The sequence below is a fragment of the Oceanobacillus sp. FSL W7-1304 genome (assembly GCF_037969805.1).
Lineage (GTDB): Bacteria > Bacillota > Bacilli > Bacillales > Amphibacillaceae > Oceanobacillus > Oceanobacillus profundus.
The window spans coordinates 1,383,435-1,397,078 of sequence record NZ_CP150211.1; the positions used below are offsets into that span (position 1 = coordinate 1,383,435).

Consider the following 13,644-nt stretch of genomic DNA (forward strand, 5'->3'; position numbering starts at 1 on the left):
ATTTATCTTAATACAGAATTACCCCGAATCTGAAAAGGAGAAACGGGGTACTTTAATCATTCCTTATTAATTTCATCCCAGTAGTATACGAGTGTTTCCATCCCTTTATCAAAGCTATCTAACGGGAAGCTTTCATTTGGTGAATGCAAGCGATCCTCTGGTGTTCCAAATCCTAATAAAACAATTGGCATATCGTAAATTTCTTCAATCCATTCTACGACAGGAATCGAACCACCCATGCGAATGAAAATTGTTTCTTTATCAAAAGCTTTCGTATAACTGGCAGCAGCCTTTTTAATGAGTGGATGGTTCGGCTCTACTTTATATGCTTTAGAAGATAGTTTTTCTTTTTTCACTTCTAGTGTTACACCTGCAGGAGCAACTTTATTGACATGTGCTTCTAGTAATTCCTGAATTTTTTCAGGATCTTGTCCAGGAACAAGTCGACAGGTTATTTTTGCAGTTGCAGAAGATGGAATTATAGTTTTCGTTCCTTCTCCTTGATATCCGCCATAGATTCCGTTTATTTCAAATGTCGGACGTCCCATCGTGTGTTCTTTAGCCGTATACCCTTTTTCAGATACCGTCTCAGGTATACCAGTTGCTTCAACAAAATCCTCACTTGGAGCTTGTTCCATTAATTTCCTTTCAGCACCACTCAGTGGTTCTACATCGTCATAAAAACCATCTACTGTGATTACTTCATTTTCATCCTTCATTGATGCGAGTATGTGGCTTAATGCGATAATCGGGTTTCTTACTGCACCACCATACATACCGGAATGCAAATCATGATCGGGCCCATTTACGGTAATTTCAATGCCCGTAAATCCTTTTAACCCATATAGAATGGTTGGTTGATTTTTCGCCGCCATACCGGAATCAGAGATAACTGCAAAATCTGCTTGAAATTGCTCTTTCTTTTCTTGTAAAATGTTGTACAAATTCTCGCTGCCAATCTCTTCTTCCCCTTCAATGCATACCTTTACATTGAGCGGCAGTTTTCCTTCGGTTTTCATATAAGCCTCAAAAACTGCCAAGTGCATAAATACTTGTCCCTTATCATCACTTGAACCACGTGCATAAAGGCGACCATCTCTTACCTCTGCTTGAAAAGGATCACTTTTCCATTGGTCTATCGGGTCTACTGGCTGGACATCATAGTGCCCGTAAAAAAGCACTGTTGGGGCATCTTCTCCCGCCCCATTGTACGCAGCATATACAAGTGGATGACCTTCTGTCTCCTGCTTTTCTACCTTGTCAAAACCAATCTCTTTTAAGTATGTAACAATAAAGTCTGCCGCACGAGTTACATCTCCTTTGTATGCACTATCCGTACTCACACTCGGAATCGCCAGGAAATCACTCAATTTGGTTAGCAGACGTTCTCGGTTGTCCTTCAAATAGTATAATGCTTTTTCACTCATTAGACATTCCTCTCCTATCATATTGATATATAGTTTATTTTAGCATAACGGAAATGAAAAGGAATAGTTCGTCAAACTAATGGGTTTCGTTTTAGATATATATTAATAAATAAGGGTACAATTCTTTATTCAAGATTTGCACCCTTAAGTTCAAGATCACCTATTAAAGTTTCACATTTGCTATTGGAAATGGACTTTAAAGGGACTTATATCAAACACCACGTTTATTCCCCCATAAATAAGTGTGAAGCTGTGGCAATACCCGAACGTCGTTCAATTCTGAATTATTCATTACAAGGTCAACCAATCGTTCGTATTTTTCAAGTAAATATGGTAACAACTTATCCTGTTCTACTGTTTCCAAATCATCATTACCCACTTGCAGAAACAATTCTACATCAGGATACCTTTTGTGTATGTTGATGGCATATTGCAAATCTTCTTTCTCAAAGATAACCACCTTTAAACTGAAATTGCCTTGTTGCTTTTCCTCTAATGAACGGATGATAAAATCCAATGTTTCAAAATTTGTAGTCATTCCAGAGCTCGGTGGCTTAGGCGAAATCGTCAGATCATCTATCTTTGTAAACCATTTCTGCCATCTGCTACCTTGTGTTTCCAATGCAACCTTCACCTGATTTTCATGAAGTAAATCTACTAATGTATTCAATTGTGCCAATAAGCCGGGATTTCCTCCTGAGATGGTAACATGCTGAAATCGCCCGCCTCCCTTCTCAAATAAGGCATCCACTATTTTCTGCGGTTCCATCATTTGAACTGATTCCTTTTCTGAACCGTCCCACGTGAATTTCGAATCACACCACGAGCAGGAATAATCACAGCCGGCCGTTCTGACAAACATCGTTTTTTGGCCAATGACCATTCCCTCCCCTTGAATGGTTGGACCAAATATTTCAAGTACAGGTATTTTTCTCATAATGTTTTCTCCTTCGGTCGGTAAATACAATAGCTTGTGGGCGTTTCCCTTAAATATACCTGAACACAAGTTGGGTTATTCGACAGGGTGTTTAGGTATTCCTTAATGATTTCATATATAGTACGGGCAACCACTTCTGTTGTTGGAAAATATTCAGCGTCCTGGTCGGAGAATTTGGTATCTTCGTTCATCATACGATGATCAAACCGCTTATGAATTAAATCTTTTATTTTTTTAAAATCTACCAAAAAACCTGTGTGATCAAGCTCGTCTCCAGCAATGGTGACATTTGTAAAATAGGTATGCCCATGAATATTTTGGCATTTCCCAGCATCCTCATGTGGTACATAATGAGCTGCGGCAAATTGAAAATCTTTATTTAGTTCATATGCATAGGGATGTTCTGTTACTGGATAAATCTGTTGCATCATGAATCATCACTCCTTCGTTTATTTTGTATCTTTGGGAGCTTGTATCCATCCAATAAGGAAAAGCGTGAGCTCCCGTTTAGCGACGTACGGACTGCGCCCCGTACTGTGGGGTGGTTCGGCGTGTCGAACATTCTTACGTAGGAGATAAAGAAAACACGACGAACGGACTGAGTCGATGTTGACTTTCACCGCCAGGGTATAAGTGCGACTAAGCCTTTGGCATAGCCAATCGGCAAGTCTTCTTTATCGTACGGAGGTGAGGGAAGTCTCGCTAGTCGCTGGGCGCTGGAGCTAGACAAAAAAGGACAACACTAAGAAGATGCTGTCCATGCTCCTTAGTTTTTTATAGAGGGATGGAATTTCGAACCTCTCCTGCCAATACGCAGATTCTATTATTCACTTACCATCTTACTTTACCATATCTTTTGTTTAAGATTAAAGAATACATATCAACATAGAAATGAATTCATTCATGGTATAGCAAAAAACGTTTCAAAGGAAAAGACGATAACCGATGATCGTCTTGTTTAACGTTTGCATCAGTTTACTATAATAATAGACAGCTAAAAATATAAGAAATATGTAAAAATAAGAAATAAAATTGAAGATACAATAATTCTAATCCAACTCAATTTTTTACTTATCCCTGCTCTTTTTTCTAAGTAATTTATATAACCAACTGTTAATATAAAACCAAAAAGTATAATTGCATATCCTAAATTATCATTTTCTTTAATCAAATACCTCATTGCAGCTATAGCAACGAGTATAATGCCGATTGTTCCCAAAGTCATATTGAAATAAAGAGCTTGTTTATTTTCCTTCAAAACTACCCCTCCCTCTAAAAAATTCCTCAGGTATATCCCTTTCAATTACTTAACAACCCCGCCCCGCAAACGATAAAAAGCCACTTCTCTAATTGAAAAGTAGCAACAGATCGTTCAATAAGAATTATTTATTTTTTCTCTAATGCCTTTACACCTCTGATTAGCCAATACAAAGCTATCCAAGGTAAAACAAATTTAGTAATCCATTCAATTAAAACAAATAAGAAGAAACTTTCAATGTTAAAAAACGGGAGAATTATGAAAAGTACTACTAAAACGGCACCACCAATGATGAAAATATTCATCGGATTATCACCTCTTCCATAGGTAAACTAATCTTTAATTTGGAAAAATAGTATCTTTTGAATAGGTAAACAGCCAAAATCTAACCTCTTTTCGAAAATAAATCTTTAACAAACCTATTACTATACTTCAATAAGACAGAGCCGGTGTCCTTTTACACTAAACCTACACCGTTAGTACCATTGCTACCATTTGCATCATAACCTAATAACTTTTCCTTAGATTTTCTTTACTTTTAACCATATGCCTTATTCCTTTACCTGCAAGTGGTTCGTCTTTAAATCTTGGTATAATGTGGAAATGGGCATGAAAAATATGCTGACCACCTACTTCACCACAGTTCCAACCAAGATTATATCCTTGAGGTTCGTGTTCTTTGTCTAAGTATTTTTTTACCTCTTGAAGAAGACTGTAAGTTGCTGCCCATTCATCCTGGGTTAAGTCAAATGCAGTTTCTCTATGATTTTTAGGAACAATGAGCCCTGCTCCTTCAAGTAGACCAGCTTTTATTTTTGATTGGTCTAATTGTAAAAAAAGACAATGTTCATTACTCAAAACAACTTTTTGTTTAGGTTCTGAATAGGGGTTACAAAAAACACACTTTTCCATGGTAATCTCCTCATTTTTTATTTCTCTTCTTAGTTACTTCTACATAACCCGATTCCAGCACATATTTATTCAGTTATAGCACCATCATTTGAAGAAGCATTAAATGGCATTAAATGAAACTTATTAAACAATCGTGCCATTTAATTGAAATATTCCATACTGCAGGTCAGTAAAAAATAAAAAGCAGCAGATACTAATAATAAATTAACGATTGCTAACTTCTTCATACCTTCTTTTATACATATAACCAAGCCATATAAACTGCTAAACATCCAAAAAGCTATCAAAATTATCCAACCCAAATGGTCATTTCTATAATCGTCATCGAAAAACATTGTTATTGCACCTATAATTAAAAAGATAAGCAAGGTGTTAGTCCCAACTCTTAAAGCTTTAGTTGTTTTATCACTTTTCAATTTATCCCCACTTTTTTTGCGCTAAACTGCCAGTTACATTAAGAACAACATTTCACAAAATTATCTTACCATATATTAATAATCTTTTAAAAAATTCAATAATGTCCTCGTTATTTTAATAATAAAAACCGTCTGAACTAGACGGTTTTGTTTGTTAATTTATTAGTCAATCTAATGTGATTTGAGTTGTATTTTTTGTCAATACAACTCAAAACGGAACCACATTTAAATGAGTTGTTCCTGTTTATTGCTTAGTGCTATTTTTAAATCATCAATCAAGTCATCAGCATCCTCAATTCCAACCGATATACGAATTAACCCATCGGTGATCCCAAGCTCTTGTCTACGCTCAGCTGGAATTGAAGCGTGTGTCATTTTAGCCGGAACAGAAATTAAGCTCTCAACAGCTCCAAGACTTTCGGCTAATGTAAAATAGTTTACCTTACCAAGTACTTCATCTGCTTTTTCAGCACTTCCAACATCAAAGGACACCATGCCGCCAAACCCAGTTGTCTGCTGCTTCGCAATTTCATGTCCTGAATGAGTCTCGCGTCCAGGATAATAAATAGTGGAGACACTCTCGTGTTTTTCCAGGAACGAAACGATTTTCTTCGTATTTGCCTCAATTGCTTCCATACGAATAGCCAACGTCTTAATCCCCCGCATAATAAGCCAGGAATCCTGTGGTCCAAGTACCGCACCAACTGAATTTTGGATGAAATGAAGCTTTTCTGCAAGTTCCTCTGTATTTACAACCACTAATCCAGCTACTACATCACTGTGTCCTCCAATATATTTCGTTGCACTGTGAAGTACAATATCTGCTCCTAAATCTAATGGCTGCTGCCAATATGGTGTTGCAAATGTATTGTCCACAATTAAAAGAATATCATGCTTTCTGGCAATCTCAGCCATCTTTCGAATATCCGTAATTTTTAACAATGGGTTTGTAGGTGTTTCTACAAATATTGCCTTTGTATTCTCTTGTATAGCAGCCTCCACTTCATCTGAAGAGCTTGTATTGGTAAACGTATGCTCTAAATCAAAACGATTAAGCACTTTTGACATCAAACGATAAGAGCCACCATAGACATCATCGGTTAATACAACATGATCTCCAGCGTTAAATAACATCATAACAGATGTCATGGCACCCATTCCTGAACCAAAAGCAAAGCCTGCCTTACCATTCTCAAGGTCGGCAATGACTGTCTCCAGTGCATGACGAGTAGGATTGCCTGTTCTTGAATATTCATATCCACGATGCTTACCTACTTCATCCTGCTTATACGTACTTACTTGATAAACCGGCACAGAAACAGCTCCTGTTTGTTCATCTCCCGTTATACCGCCATGAATCATTTTCGTTTTTGCACGCATGATTATTCCCCCTTAAAATCTAAAATTGTTCATATATTTGCTTACTTAGATAACGGTCACTCGAATCTGGAAAGATTGTAACAATTGTAGTTCCTGGTTTGGCATGTTTTGCCTCATTTAGGGCTGCAGCCATCGCAGAACCCGAAGAACTTCCAACGAGCAATCCTTCTTTTGCCGCAAGCATCTTCACCATCATAAAAGCATCCTTATCTGTAATCGTGTAAATATCATCAAAATGTTCGCGATTCATATAATCTGGAAGGAATTCCATCCCAATCCCTTCCGTCAAATGTGGGCCTGATTTGCCGCCATTGATAATAGAACCCTCTGGCTCAACAATTACCGTTTTAACGGCAGGATTTTTTTCCTTTAGAAATGATGCTATACCTGTAAATGTTCCACCAGACCCAGCACCAGCAACAAATACATCCACTTTCCCATCAAGCTCCCTCCAGAGTTCTGGAGCAAGTGTCTGATAATACGTCATTGGATTAGCTGGATTTGAGAACTGTTTTGGTGAGAAGCTATTTGGAATTTCTTTTAGTAATTGTTCGGTCTTTTCAATAGCACCCTTCATTCCCAGTTCACGCGGTGTATGAATAATTTCCGCTCCTAATGCTTGCATCAGCTGCTGTTTTTCCTTGCTAAAATGTTCTGGAACACAAAATATGACAGACAATTTTTTATTTAGGGCTGCAATTGCAAGTCCAATACCAGTATTACCTGCAGTAGGCTCAATAATTGTACCGCCTTCTCGTAATCCCCCACGTTTCATGGCATCCTCAATCAAGGCAACACCTAATCGATCCTTCACACTACCACCCGGGTTAAAAAATTCAAGCTTTGCAAATAAACGTACTGCTTCAGGCAGATTAAAATTTCTAATCTCTAATAACGGGGTATCCCCAATCAGTTCATGTATTGAATTATAAAGAACCATTTCGTTTCGCCTCACATTACATTTTAGAGGTTATTAAAAAACTTCATGCCACCCGTGACGCTTGCTTAACATTTCCTTAGCGATTTCCTTTGCACCTTCCAAGCTATGGCTTGCTGCCCAGCCGCATTGCACTTCATTACACGCAGGAACTTCAGTTGCGTCGAGCACATCTGTCAGCGTTTTTTCAAGCATTGTTAAGACATCATCATAGTTATCATGATTGATTAACGATAAATAAAAACCAGTTTGGCATCCCATTGGCCCAATATCAAGAACATTATCTGCATGATTTCGGATATTCTCAGCCATCAAATGCTCTAACGAATGAAGTCCTGGCATTTCCATATGTTCTTTATTTGGTTGCTTAAAACGGATATCATATTTTTGTACTTTATCTCCATTTGCACCTTCTGTTACACCAACTAATCTTACATATGGCGCCTTTACTTTTGTGTGATCAAGATTAAAACTTTCTACATTCATTTTTTTAGTCATTATTTCATTACTCCCCACTTTTTTATTTTTTGTTTGCAGTCAATACCCAAACAAAATCATTCATTTGCCTAAATGATACATCAAATCCATGCTTTTCAAAAGCATTCTTCATTGTATCCAATGTGGGATAGTATTCACGATTCAAGTCTTCTGCTAGATCATGATGCCCTTTTTCCACTGCCTCTTTTATTTGCATCCTTTTATCGGCTTCCGTTTTAAACATCGTATCTCCAAAAACAACCTTGCCATTCAGTGGCAATAACTCTGCAAATTGTTTAATTGCAATCGCCTTTTCATCATCTGTTAGATGATGGAACGCATACGTACTTGTAATCGTTTCAATCTTTCCAGTGGGGGCCGGGTAGATTAAGAAATCACCATCCAGAATCGTCAAACCTGGAATTTTCCTTTTTGCAATGTTTCTCATTTCTTTTGAAGGTTCAATTCCTATTACAGAATGCCCTGCTTGCAGCAACTTCTTGGATAAATTACCTGTTCCAACACCAAATTCCAATACCCTGCCAACACTATGATCCACTACTGCATCAAGGATTACATCATAATTAGCAAAAACCTCTGCATATTGTGGGTCTTCTCCCACTACACTGTTATCATAATCCTCCGCCCACTCTTCAAATAGCTCAATAAACTCTCTCCCCATATATGATCAACTCCGAAGTTTATTAAATCAAAGTAACTAACTAAGATTACTAAGGATTATATGTATGTACTATACCACAGGTTCCAACTCATGACAAAGTTTTTTATTTCACAATTCGGATATATCTTTATCCATAAGAAAAAGAGCGCTCCTTTCAGGAACACTCTTTATGACTATCGTCTATTTTGTGGGAAAAGTCGTTCAACCATATTCCCCATCTGATCGAAAAATCCTTCGACCGGTTCACCATTATTAACATCATCAACATAGTTATTCGTTAAATCAATAAAATCAGGGTTCGTGGATACATACACATTATCAATTCCGTTATCCACAGACTTCACAATATCTCCAATTTTTTCTTTTACTTCATCTGTAAGTTCGCCACCATTATCACGTGTTCCGCGATTTGCATTACGATTGTCCGTGTCTAGTGTTGCAGCTACATATGCATTATTATCTGTAGTTAATACATACGCTCGATCAATATCATTAACTTCGTTCGTAATTCGCTCTGCAGCCTCTTCTGATATATCATATTGGTTGTGCTCATTTGCTCGATTGTTCCCATTGTCTCGGTTTTGGAATTGCTCCGAATTTCGATCTAGTGTATAGTTTCGAACATTCGTCATTCCCTCTCCAGCATTGTTGTAAAATCGGGTTTGTTCAATATTGTCATTAGGGCCAGTCGCATTGTCTCGAGCGTTATTATCTGTAGCTTGGCAAGCTGTCAAAGTTAAAAAAGTCGCAGCAGCGATACTTAAAACTTTCCATTTCATCATAAATCCCTCCTTATGGATTTGCTTTTAGTATGTAACAGAGGAGCATTCCTATGCTTAAATATCTACATCCTTTAAATGGCATTCACACCAAATAAATCACACGCATTATATATAAAAAGCGGGCAGTCTAATTAGTAACCCTTTAAACAAATGTGTCTTCAATAAAGGAGGGGGAAAAGTTGATTCCAGACTATGACAAAGCTTTATATTATACATTGTGGGGCCAATGGGATGATCTACTCGTACTAATGGTTCGAACAAAGGATGATATGCTTTCCAAAAAAATTGAACAATTTTTAAATGCTTATCACTATTCACTGGATCAGTCTAAAGTAATAAACACGCATGATACACTGCTTTATTATATAGACCATGCGATGAAATATACCCCACCAGTCATGATGGAAGTATAAAAAATGGAAAAGCACTTGTTGTGCTTTTCCATTATCTTAATTCATCAGGCTACTAAATCTTTTTTCATCATCCAGATGCGACGAATTTTTATCATCTATATCTTCCTCGTTAAAAAAAGTATTAATAATTGCCCTATCATCGGAAGAAATCGATGTTAAATCATTCGCTGAAGCATCTTTCTCTAAAAGTTTTAATGCCATTACTTCATTCATCGAAGTAGATTCTTCCTTTGCTTGGTCTCTAATTTTTTGCGGGATTAGCAATGTGGCTATTTCCCATCCAGATATACTTTGAAAAAAATCCTCCAATTCCAGAGGGATAAAGATGTTTTGATCAGGTACCCCATCAGCAAAGCTAAAGCCGACGATCATATTTTTTTCATCGTTTACTAATCCTGTTTGCTCACTAATATCTAAAATACGGCCAATTACCTCTTCCAGCAATTCATCTTGATAATTTGGTAATTGTTCCACAATTAATGAAGCCTCGTCATTTAAAGCTCGGATTGATTGCACATTAAATTTCTCATTTACTTCCATTTCAATACTAGGATTTATATCCAATGTCACGTACGCATAAGATTCGCGCTCACCCGAAAACATATAGAAAGGTAGAAAAAACAACAATATGACACATGTCATGAAAAAAGTTTTAAACGGTGTATTCAACATCTTCCAAGATTGTAAAATGGAAATATGCCGCTTATCGAGATCTAGCGGTTCGTAGGCGACCTCCTCTCCGATTATTACACCTTTTTTACATGGCTTCGCTTTTAAAAAGAAACCCTCTTTGGTCATAATAATCGTATAGTTGCGATGGAGTTCCATCACAATTCCTTTTTTCATTGCCCCACTCCCTTAAGATAATCCTTAAGATAGATGTAGTCTCCACTTAACACAATGAATATTGCTAAAATAAATTTCCGATTTCGCTCCAACGTCTTTTTGCTGACATCCACTTTTTTTACAAGCTCCTTAATCGGAAGTTTCTTTTTTCGATATACGTATTCACTTAAATGCTTATCGTGATAAAGAATTCTTGCAGTTTTGACTGCAGAATCACGTGCATCTCTATGTTTTGGAGAGGCCTCTGACAGTTCAACCAATGTCAACTTATATTCACGCAACTTTTCCTTAAATTCCATAATTTCTTCCTTACGATAAACTGCATCTAATTCCTGATTATACCTATCCTTTACAACGGCAACCTCAAGCGGATTCTCCATCAGTTCCTCATCAAAATTCTCATCAAATGAAATGGATGAGAGTCTTTTTTGATTAAACCGAATGTAGTCAATTACCTTCCGTTTTATAACAAGCTTTGCAAAGGATAAAAATGAACATCCTCTATCTGCAGAATAGGAAAAGATAGCTTCATTAAACGCAGAAAGCCCTATACTAAATTCATCATCTCTTTTTGGATCTATGTATCGTTTGCATACTTCTGAAACACATTTTGCAATAAATGGTTGATACGTACGCAATAAATAATTTTGTGTTGCTGTATCTCCTTGTTGAATCGATGCTACTAATTCTTCAAGGGGTTGTTCTTGGACCGAAGTACTTGCCATCATTTAAAAGCACCTCCGTCCATTATAAAATACGTATGTTAAATACCCTTTTTGGGTGTAGCTGTCTAATTGTCCATTTGAATTAAAAACGTTAGTGCAATGTATATGTATCATATGATGTCCCCACCATTTTCATTTTTATTTTTATTTTATAAGCAATCATTTCAAAAAGTCTGGTAAAAATTCAACTTCAAAACAACGATCATTCTAAACATGTATTATCGATATCTGTATTTTTCAATTTGTTTCTTTATATATTTCGACAAATAATGCTAATTATTTTAGTCTAATCCATGTTAACGTAATGCTGATTAGGTTGCTATCTCAATTCCATTACAGTTCCTTTAAAAAACAGTAACTAAATATATTAAACGCAAAAATTTTACTTTTCCAACTATTCTAACATATTATACATTCATAAAAGCAGGACAAAAGAACACCTGCATATTACTAGCTTAGGAGGTGCTCTCTTTAAAAGGAAACTATTTCTACCGTTACGACACTAAATTACTCAAAACTTACCAAAATCTCCTCTTTTTGCTGAAATGGCTTGTTATTTAAAATACCTTCAAGAGAATCATTGATATATAAATCTTTTTCAAACCAATCCACCGTGTTTATTTGTCTTGTGTGAAAAATATAAAATTCATTTTCAACAATACTTTTACTGCTCCGAACAACGATATACTCGATTATCCATTGAGACGTATCATAGATCATATCTACAATTCGGCCAATCTTACCGTCTTTCGCGTGTACCTTAAAATCGTTCGTTTCTTCCTCACTACGCAAATAATTATCATGCTCATGATATCGTCCATTTCGATTTAAATGCGGCTCTTCCGGTGGCCGTTCATTCTCTAATCCAATAACTGGAAATGTACCAAGCAGTCCACGTTCTGCGTGAGGTAATGCATTATCCGTATAACTGTTCCATCCAAAATAATCAATTAAGTGATTCTCTTTATCCTTCGTTAAATCCTCATTTTCTGGAACAGGAGGACTATTTCGGATCATCAGCTTATCGAATTCTACATTGACACTTTCATTTGTCTCATCTACCTCTATAAAGGAATTCGGTGACAAGAGGACTTTTCTACCTGGAAGCCATTTCCTTGTATCCACAATTGCATAGCGTATTTCCCAATTACGATCATCGAAATAAAAGTCTTTAATTTTTCCAAGTTCACCGTCTGTTGCGTGAATATTAAATTGCTTTAATTGAGATGTTAAGCGCATCATTTTGTCTACCCCCCAAAAGGTTTTATAAGGTACATACCCTTCTTAAAAACAATAAAACCCAGGAATACTTATTCCTGGGTATACTCGTGAAAGTAGTCAATCGATATAAACAGTCCAACTTTACCGTGGTTCTCATGTTCAAGCGTTGCAAATATAACACCAATTACCTCACCGTTCTGATTAATAACAGGGCTCCCACTATTTCCTCGATAGACTGGAGCATCCAGCATAAATACACGTTCATTCCAATCGGATAAGTGGGTATCGCCAATAATTGTTCCCTCATTTGCAATTCCATTAAATCGCAAAGGATTACCAATGAATCGAATGGGTTCATTTTCTTGAATATTTGGATCTTGGGCTAATGATAAGGATGGCAGTCCTGTTTCATTCACTTCAAGAACGGCTAAATCAATTTCTGGAAATTGTTCGGTAACTTCTGCAGTAAATAAACCATCCTCAGGGAATGCAACAGTCACTTGCTCTTCTCCTTCAACAACATGATGGTTCGTTAAAATAGTGCCATTTGCAGAAATAGAAAATCCGGTTCCCTTGCTGTTATCTGTCTCTACAACGACAACAGCTTCTTTAAACGTTCGGATATCTTCTTCAGCTGACAGCTTAGCAGATGTAACGAGAAAATCAAATGCAGGTATCGAAAAGGTTTGCGGTATTAGGGCGAAGAGATTAAATACTAAAGCGAAGGCGATCAGCCAAAACGCCCATTTCGGAAAGGAACGCTTTGGAGCTTTTTCTTCCTCAGAACGACGAGCTCGCTCTAAAGCCTTTCTACGCTCTTCCTGTACAAGCTCATATAATTCCTCGTCATCAAACTCTTCAAATAAGTCCCCATCAAGTTGATCATCTTTTTTATCTTGTTTATGATCCATAAGCCACCTCGCGTGAAACATAATTGAAAACAAAAGCGCCCGTTTTAGCGACGTACGGACTGCGCCCCTTACTTTAAGGGTGGTTCGAGGTATCGAACATTTTTACGTAGGAGATCACTCCAAAGTATAAGATGATCTAAGACTTTTGCTCTCATGGGCGCAAAGTCAAGTTCATCTAAAAGGAAACATGCCATGTAAAGGGGAGAGGCCAACGTAGGCTTTAACTAAGGTTTAGTTGGCCATCCTTTACCTAGAGTCGATTCCCGATTTCACCACAAGGGTATAAATACGACTAAGCCTCATGTCTTGCAGTCGCAAGT

General features: G+C 37.0%; 17 protein-coding genes and 1 riboswitch. Of the genes, 1 reads left to right on the forward strand and 16 read right to left on the reverse strand.

The window, feature by feature from the left end; genetic code table 11:
• Window positions 1-56: 56 nt before the first annotated feature.
• From NYE61_RS06925 to NYE61_RS06980, 12 genes are all read right to left on the reverse strand, one after another.
• A complete protein-coding gene (locus NYE61_RS06925; RefSeq protein WP_303448493.1) occupies window positions 57-1,427 on the reverse strand; it encodes a dipeptidase in 1,371 nt (456 codons plus the stop codon).
• Window positions 1,428-1,638: 211 nt separating this feature from the next.
• Window positions 1,639-2,364 (reverse strand): 7-carboxy-7-deazaguanine synthase QueE, encoded by a 726-nt coding sequence (gene queE, locus NYE61_RS06930; RefSeq protein ID WP_303448495.1) that lies wholly within the window; start codon window positions 2,362-2,364, stop codon window positions 1,639-1,641.
• Window positions 2,361-2,795: a 6-carboxytetrahydropterin synthase QueD gene (queD, locus tag NYE61_RS06935; protein WP_303448498.1), complete on the reverse strand. Its 435-nt coding sequence runs from the start codon at window positions 2,793-2,795 to the stop codon at window positions 2,361-2,363. The genes queE and queD overlap by 4 nt, the downstream gene beginning before the upstream one ends.
• 329 nt (window positions 2,796-3,124) lie before the next feature.
• Window positions 3,125-3,171, reverse strand: a riboswitch (PreQ1 riboswitch).
• A gap of 187 nt (window positions 3,172-3,358) precedes the next feature.
• The gene (locus tag NYE61_RS06940; protein WP_303448500.1) at window positions 3,359-3,622 is read right to left on the reverse strand and encodes a hypothetical protein; all 264 of its coding nucleotides are present in this window, start codon (window positions 3,620-3,622) and stop codon (window positions 3,359-3,361) included.
• Between the two features lie 128 nt (window positions 3,623-3,750).
• The gene (locus NYE61_RS06945; RefSeq protein WP_339317184.1) at window positions 3,751-3,927 is read right to left on the reverse strand and encodes a hypothetical protein; all 177 of its coding nucleotides are present in this window, start codon (window positions 3,925-3,927) and stop codon (window positions 3,751-3,753) included.
• A 202-nt stretch (window positions 3,928-4,129) separates the two neighbouring features.
• Window positions 4,130-4,534, reverse strand: a complete 405-nt coding sequence (locus tag NYE61_RS06950) for an HIT domain-containing protein (RefSeq protein WP_303448502.1) — start codon at window positions 4,532-4,534, stop codon at window positions 4,130-4,132.
• A 140-nt stretch (window positions 4,535-4,674) separates the two neighbouring features.
• The gene (locus tag NYE61_RS06955; protein WP_303448504.1) at window positions 4,675-4,950 is read right to left on the reverse strand and encodes a hypothetical protein; all 276 of its coding nucleotides are present in this window, start codon (window positions 4,948-4,950) and stop codon (window positions 4,675-4,677) included.
• 225 nt (window positions 4,951-5,175) lie between these two features.
• Window positions 5,176-6,330, reverse strand: coding sequence for a bifunctional cystathionine gamma-lyase/homocysteine desulfhydrase (locus NYE61_RS06960; protein ID WP_303448506.1), 1,155 nt, complete (start codon window positions 6,328-6,330; stop codon window positions 5,176-5,178).
• 19 nt (window positions 6,331-6,349) lie between these two features.
• The gene (locus NYE61_RS06965) at window positions 6,350-7,270 is read right to left on the reverse strand and encodes a cysteine synthase family protein (protein ID WP_303448508.1); all 921 of its coding nucleotides are present in this window, start codon (window positions 7,268-7,270) and stop codon (window positions 6,350-6,352) included.
• A gap of 33 nt (window positions 7,271-7,303) precedes the next feature.
• Window positions 7,304-7,765, reverse strand: coding sequence for an S-ribosylhomocysteine lyase (locus tag NYE61_RS06970; RefSeq protein ID WP_303448511.1), 462 nt, complete (start codon window positions 7,763-7,765; stop codon window positions 7,304-7,306).
• Between the two features lie 22 nt (window positions 7,766-7,787).
• Window positions 7,788-8,426 (reverse strand): class I SAM-dependent methyltransferase, encoded by a 639-nt coding sequence (locus NYE61_RS06975; protein WP_303448513.1) that lies wholly within the window; start codon window positions 8,424-8,426, stop codon window positions 7,788-7,790.
• A 173-nt stretch (window positions 8,427-8,599) separates the two neighbouring features.
• Complete coding sequence (locus NYE61_RS06980; protein ID WP_339317188.1) at window positions 8,600-9,208, reverse strand: YhcN/YlaJ family sporulation lipoprotein; 609 nt, start codon at window positions 9,206-9,208, stop codon at window positions 8,600-8,602.
• Between the two features lie 179 nt (window positions 9,209-9,387).
• Here NYE61_RS06980 and NYE61_RS06985 point away from each other — a divergent pair, with 179 nt between their 5' ends.
• Window positions 9,388-9,621 (forward strand): YhdB family protein, encoded by a 234-nt coding sequence (locus NYE61_RS06985; RefSeq protein ID WP_095309750.1) that lies wholly within the window; start codon window positions 9,388-9,390, stop codon window positions 9,619-9,621.
• 36 nt (window positions 9,622-9,657) lie between these two features.
• On the opposite strand, the gene NYE61_RS06990 is transcribed toward NYE61_RS06985, so the two are convergent.
• The 4 genes from NYE61_RS06990 to NYE61_RS07005 form a co-directional block, all read right to left on the reverse strand.
• Window positions 9,658-10,467 carry an anti-sigma factor domain-containing protein gene (locus NYE61_RS06990; RefSeq protein ID WP_118888688.1) on the reverse strand — a complete coding sequence of 270 codons (810 nt, stop codon included), beginning with the start codon at window positions 10,465-10,467 and terminating at the stop codon, window positions 9,658-9,660.
• Window positions 10,464-11,195: an RNA polymerase sigma factor SigI gene (gene sigI / locus NYE61_RS06995; RefSeq protein ID WP_095309754.1), complete on the reverse strand. Its 732-nt coding sequence runs from the start codon at window positions 11,193-11,195 to the stop codon at window positions 10,464-10,466. Before sigI ends, NYE61_RS06990 begins: the two co-directional genes overlap by 4 nt.
• Before the next feature lie 504 nt (window positions 11,196-11,699).
• Window positions 11,700-12,434 (reverse strand): PRC-barrel domain-containing protein, encoded by a 735-nt coding sequence (locus NYE61_RS07000; protein ID WP_303448517.1) that lies wholly within the window; start codon window positions 12,432-12,434, stop codon window positions 11,700-11,702.
• A 68-nt stretch (window positions 12,435-12,502) separates the two neighbouring features.
• A complete protein-coding gene (locus NYE61_RS07005; RefSeq protein ID WP_303448519.1) occupies window positions 12,503-13,324 on the reverse strand; it encodes a serine protease in 822 nt (273 codons plus the stop codon).
• Between the last annotated feature and the right edge of the window lie 320 nt (window positions 13,325-13,644).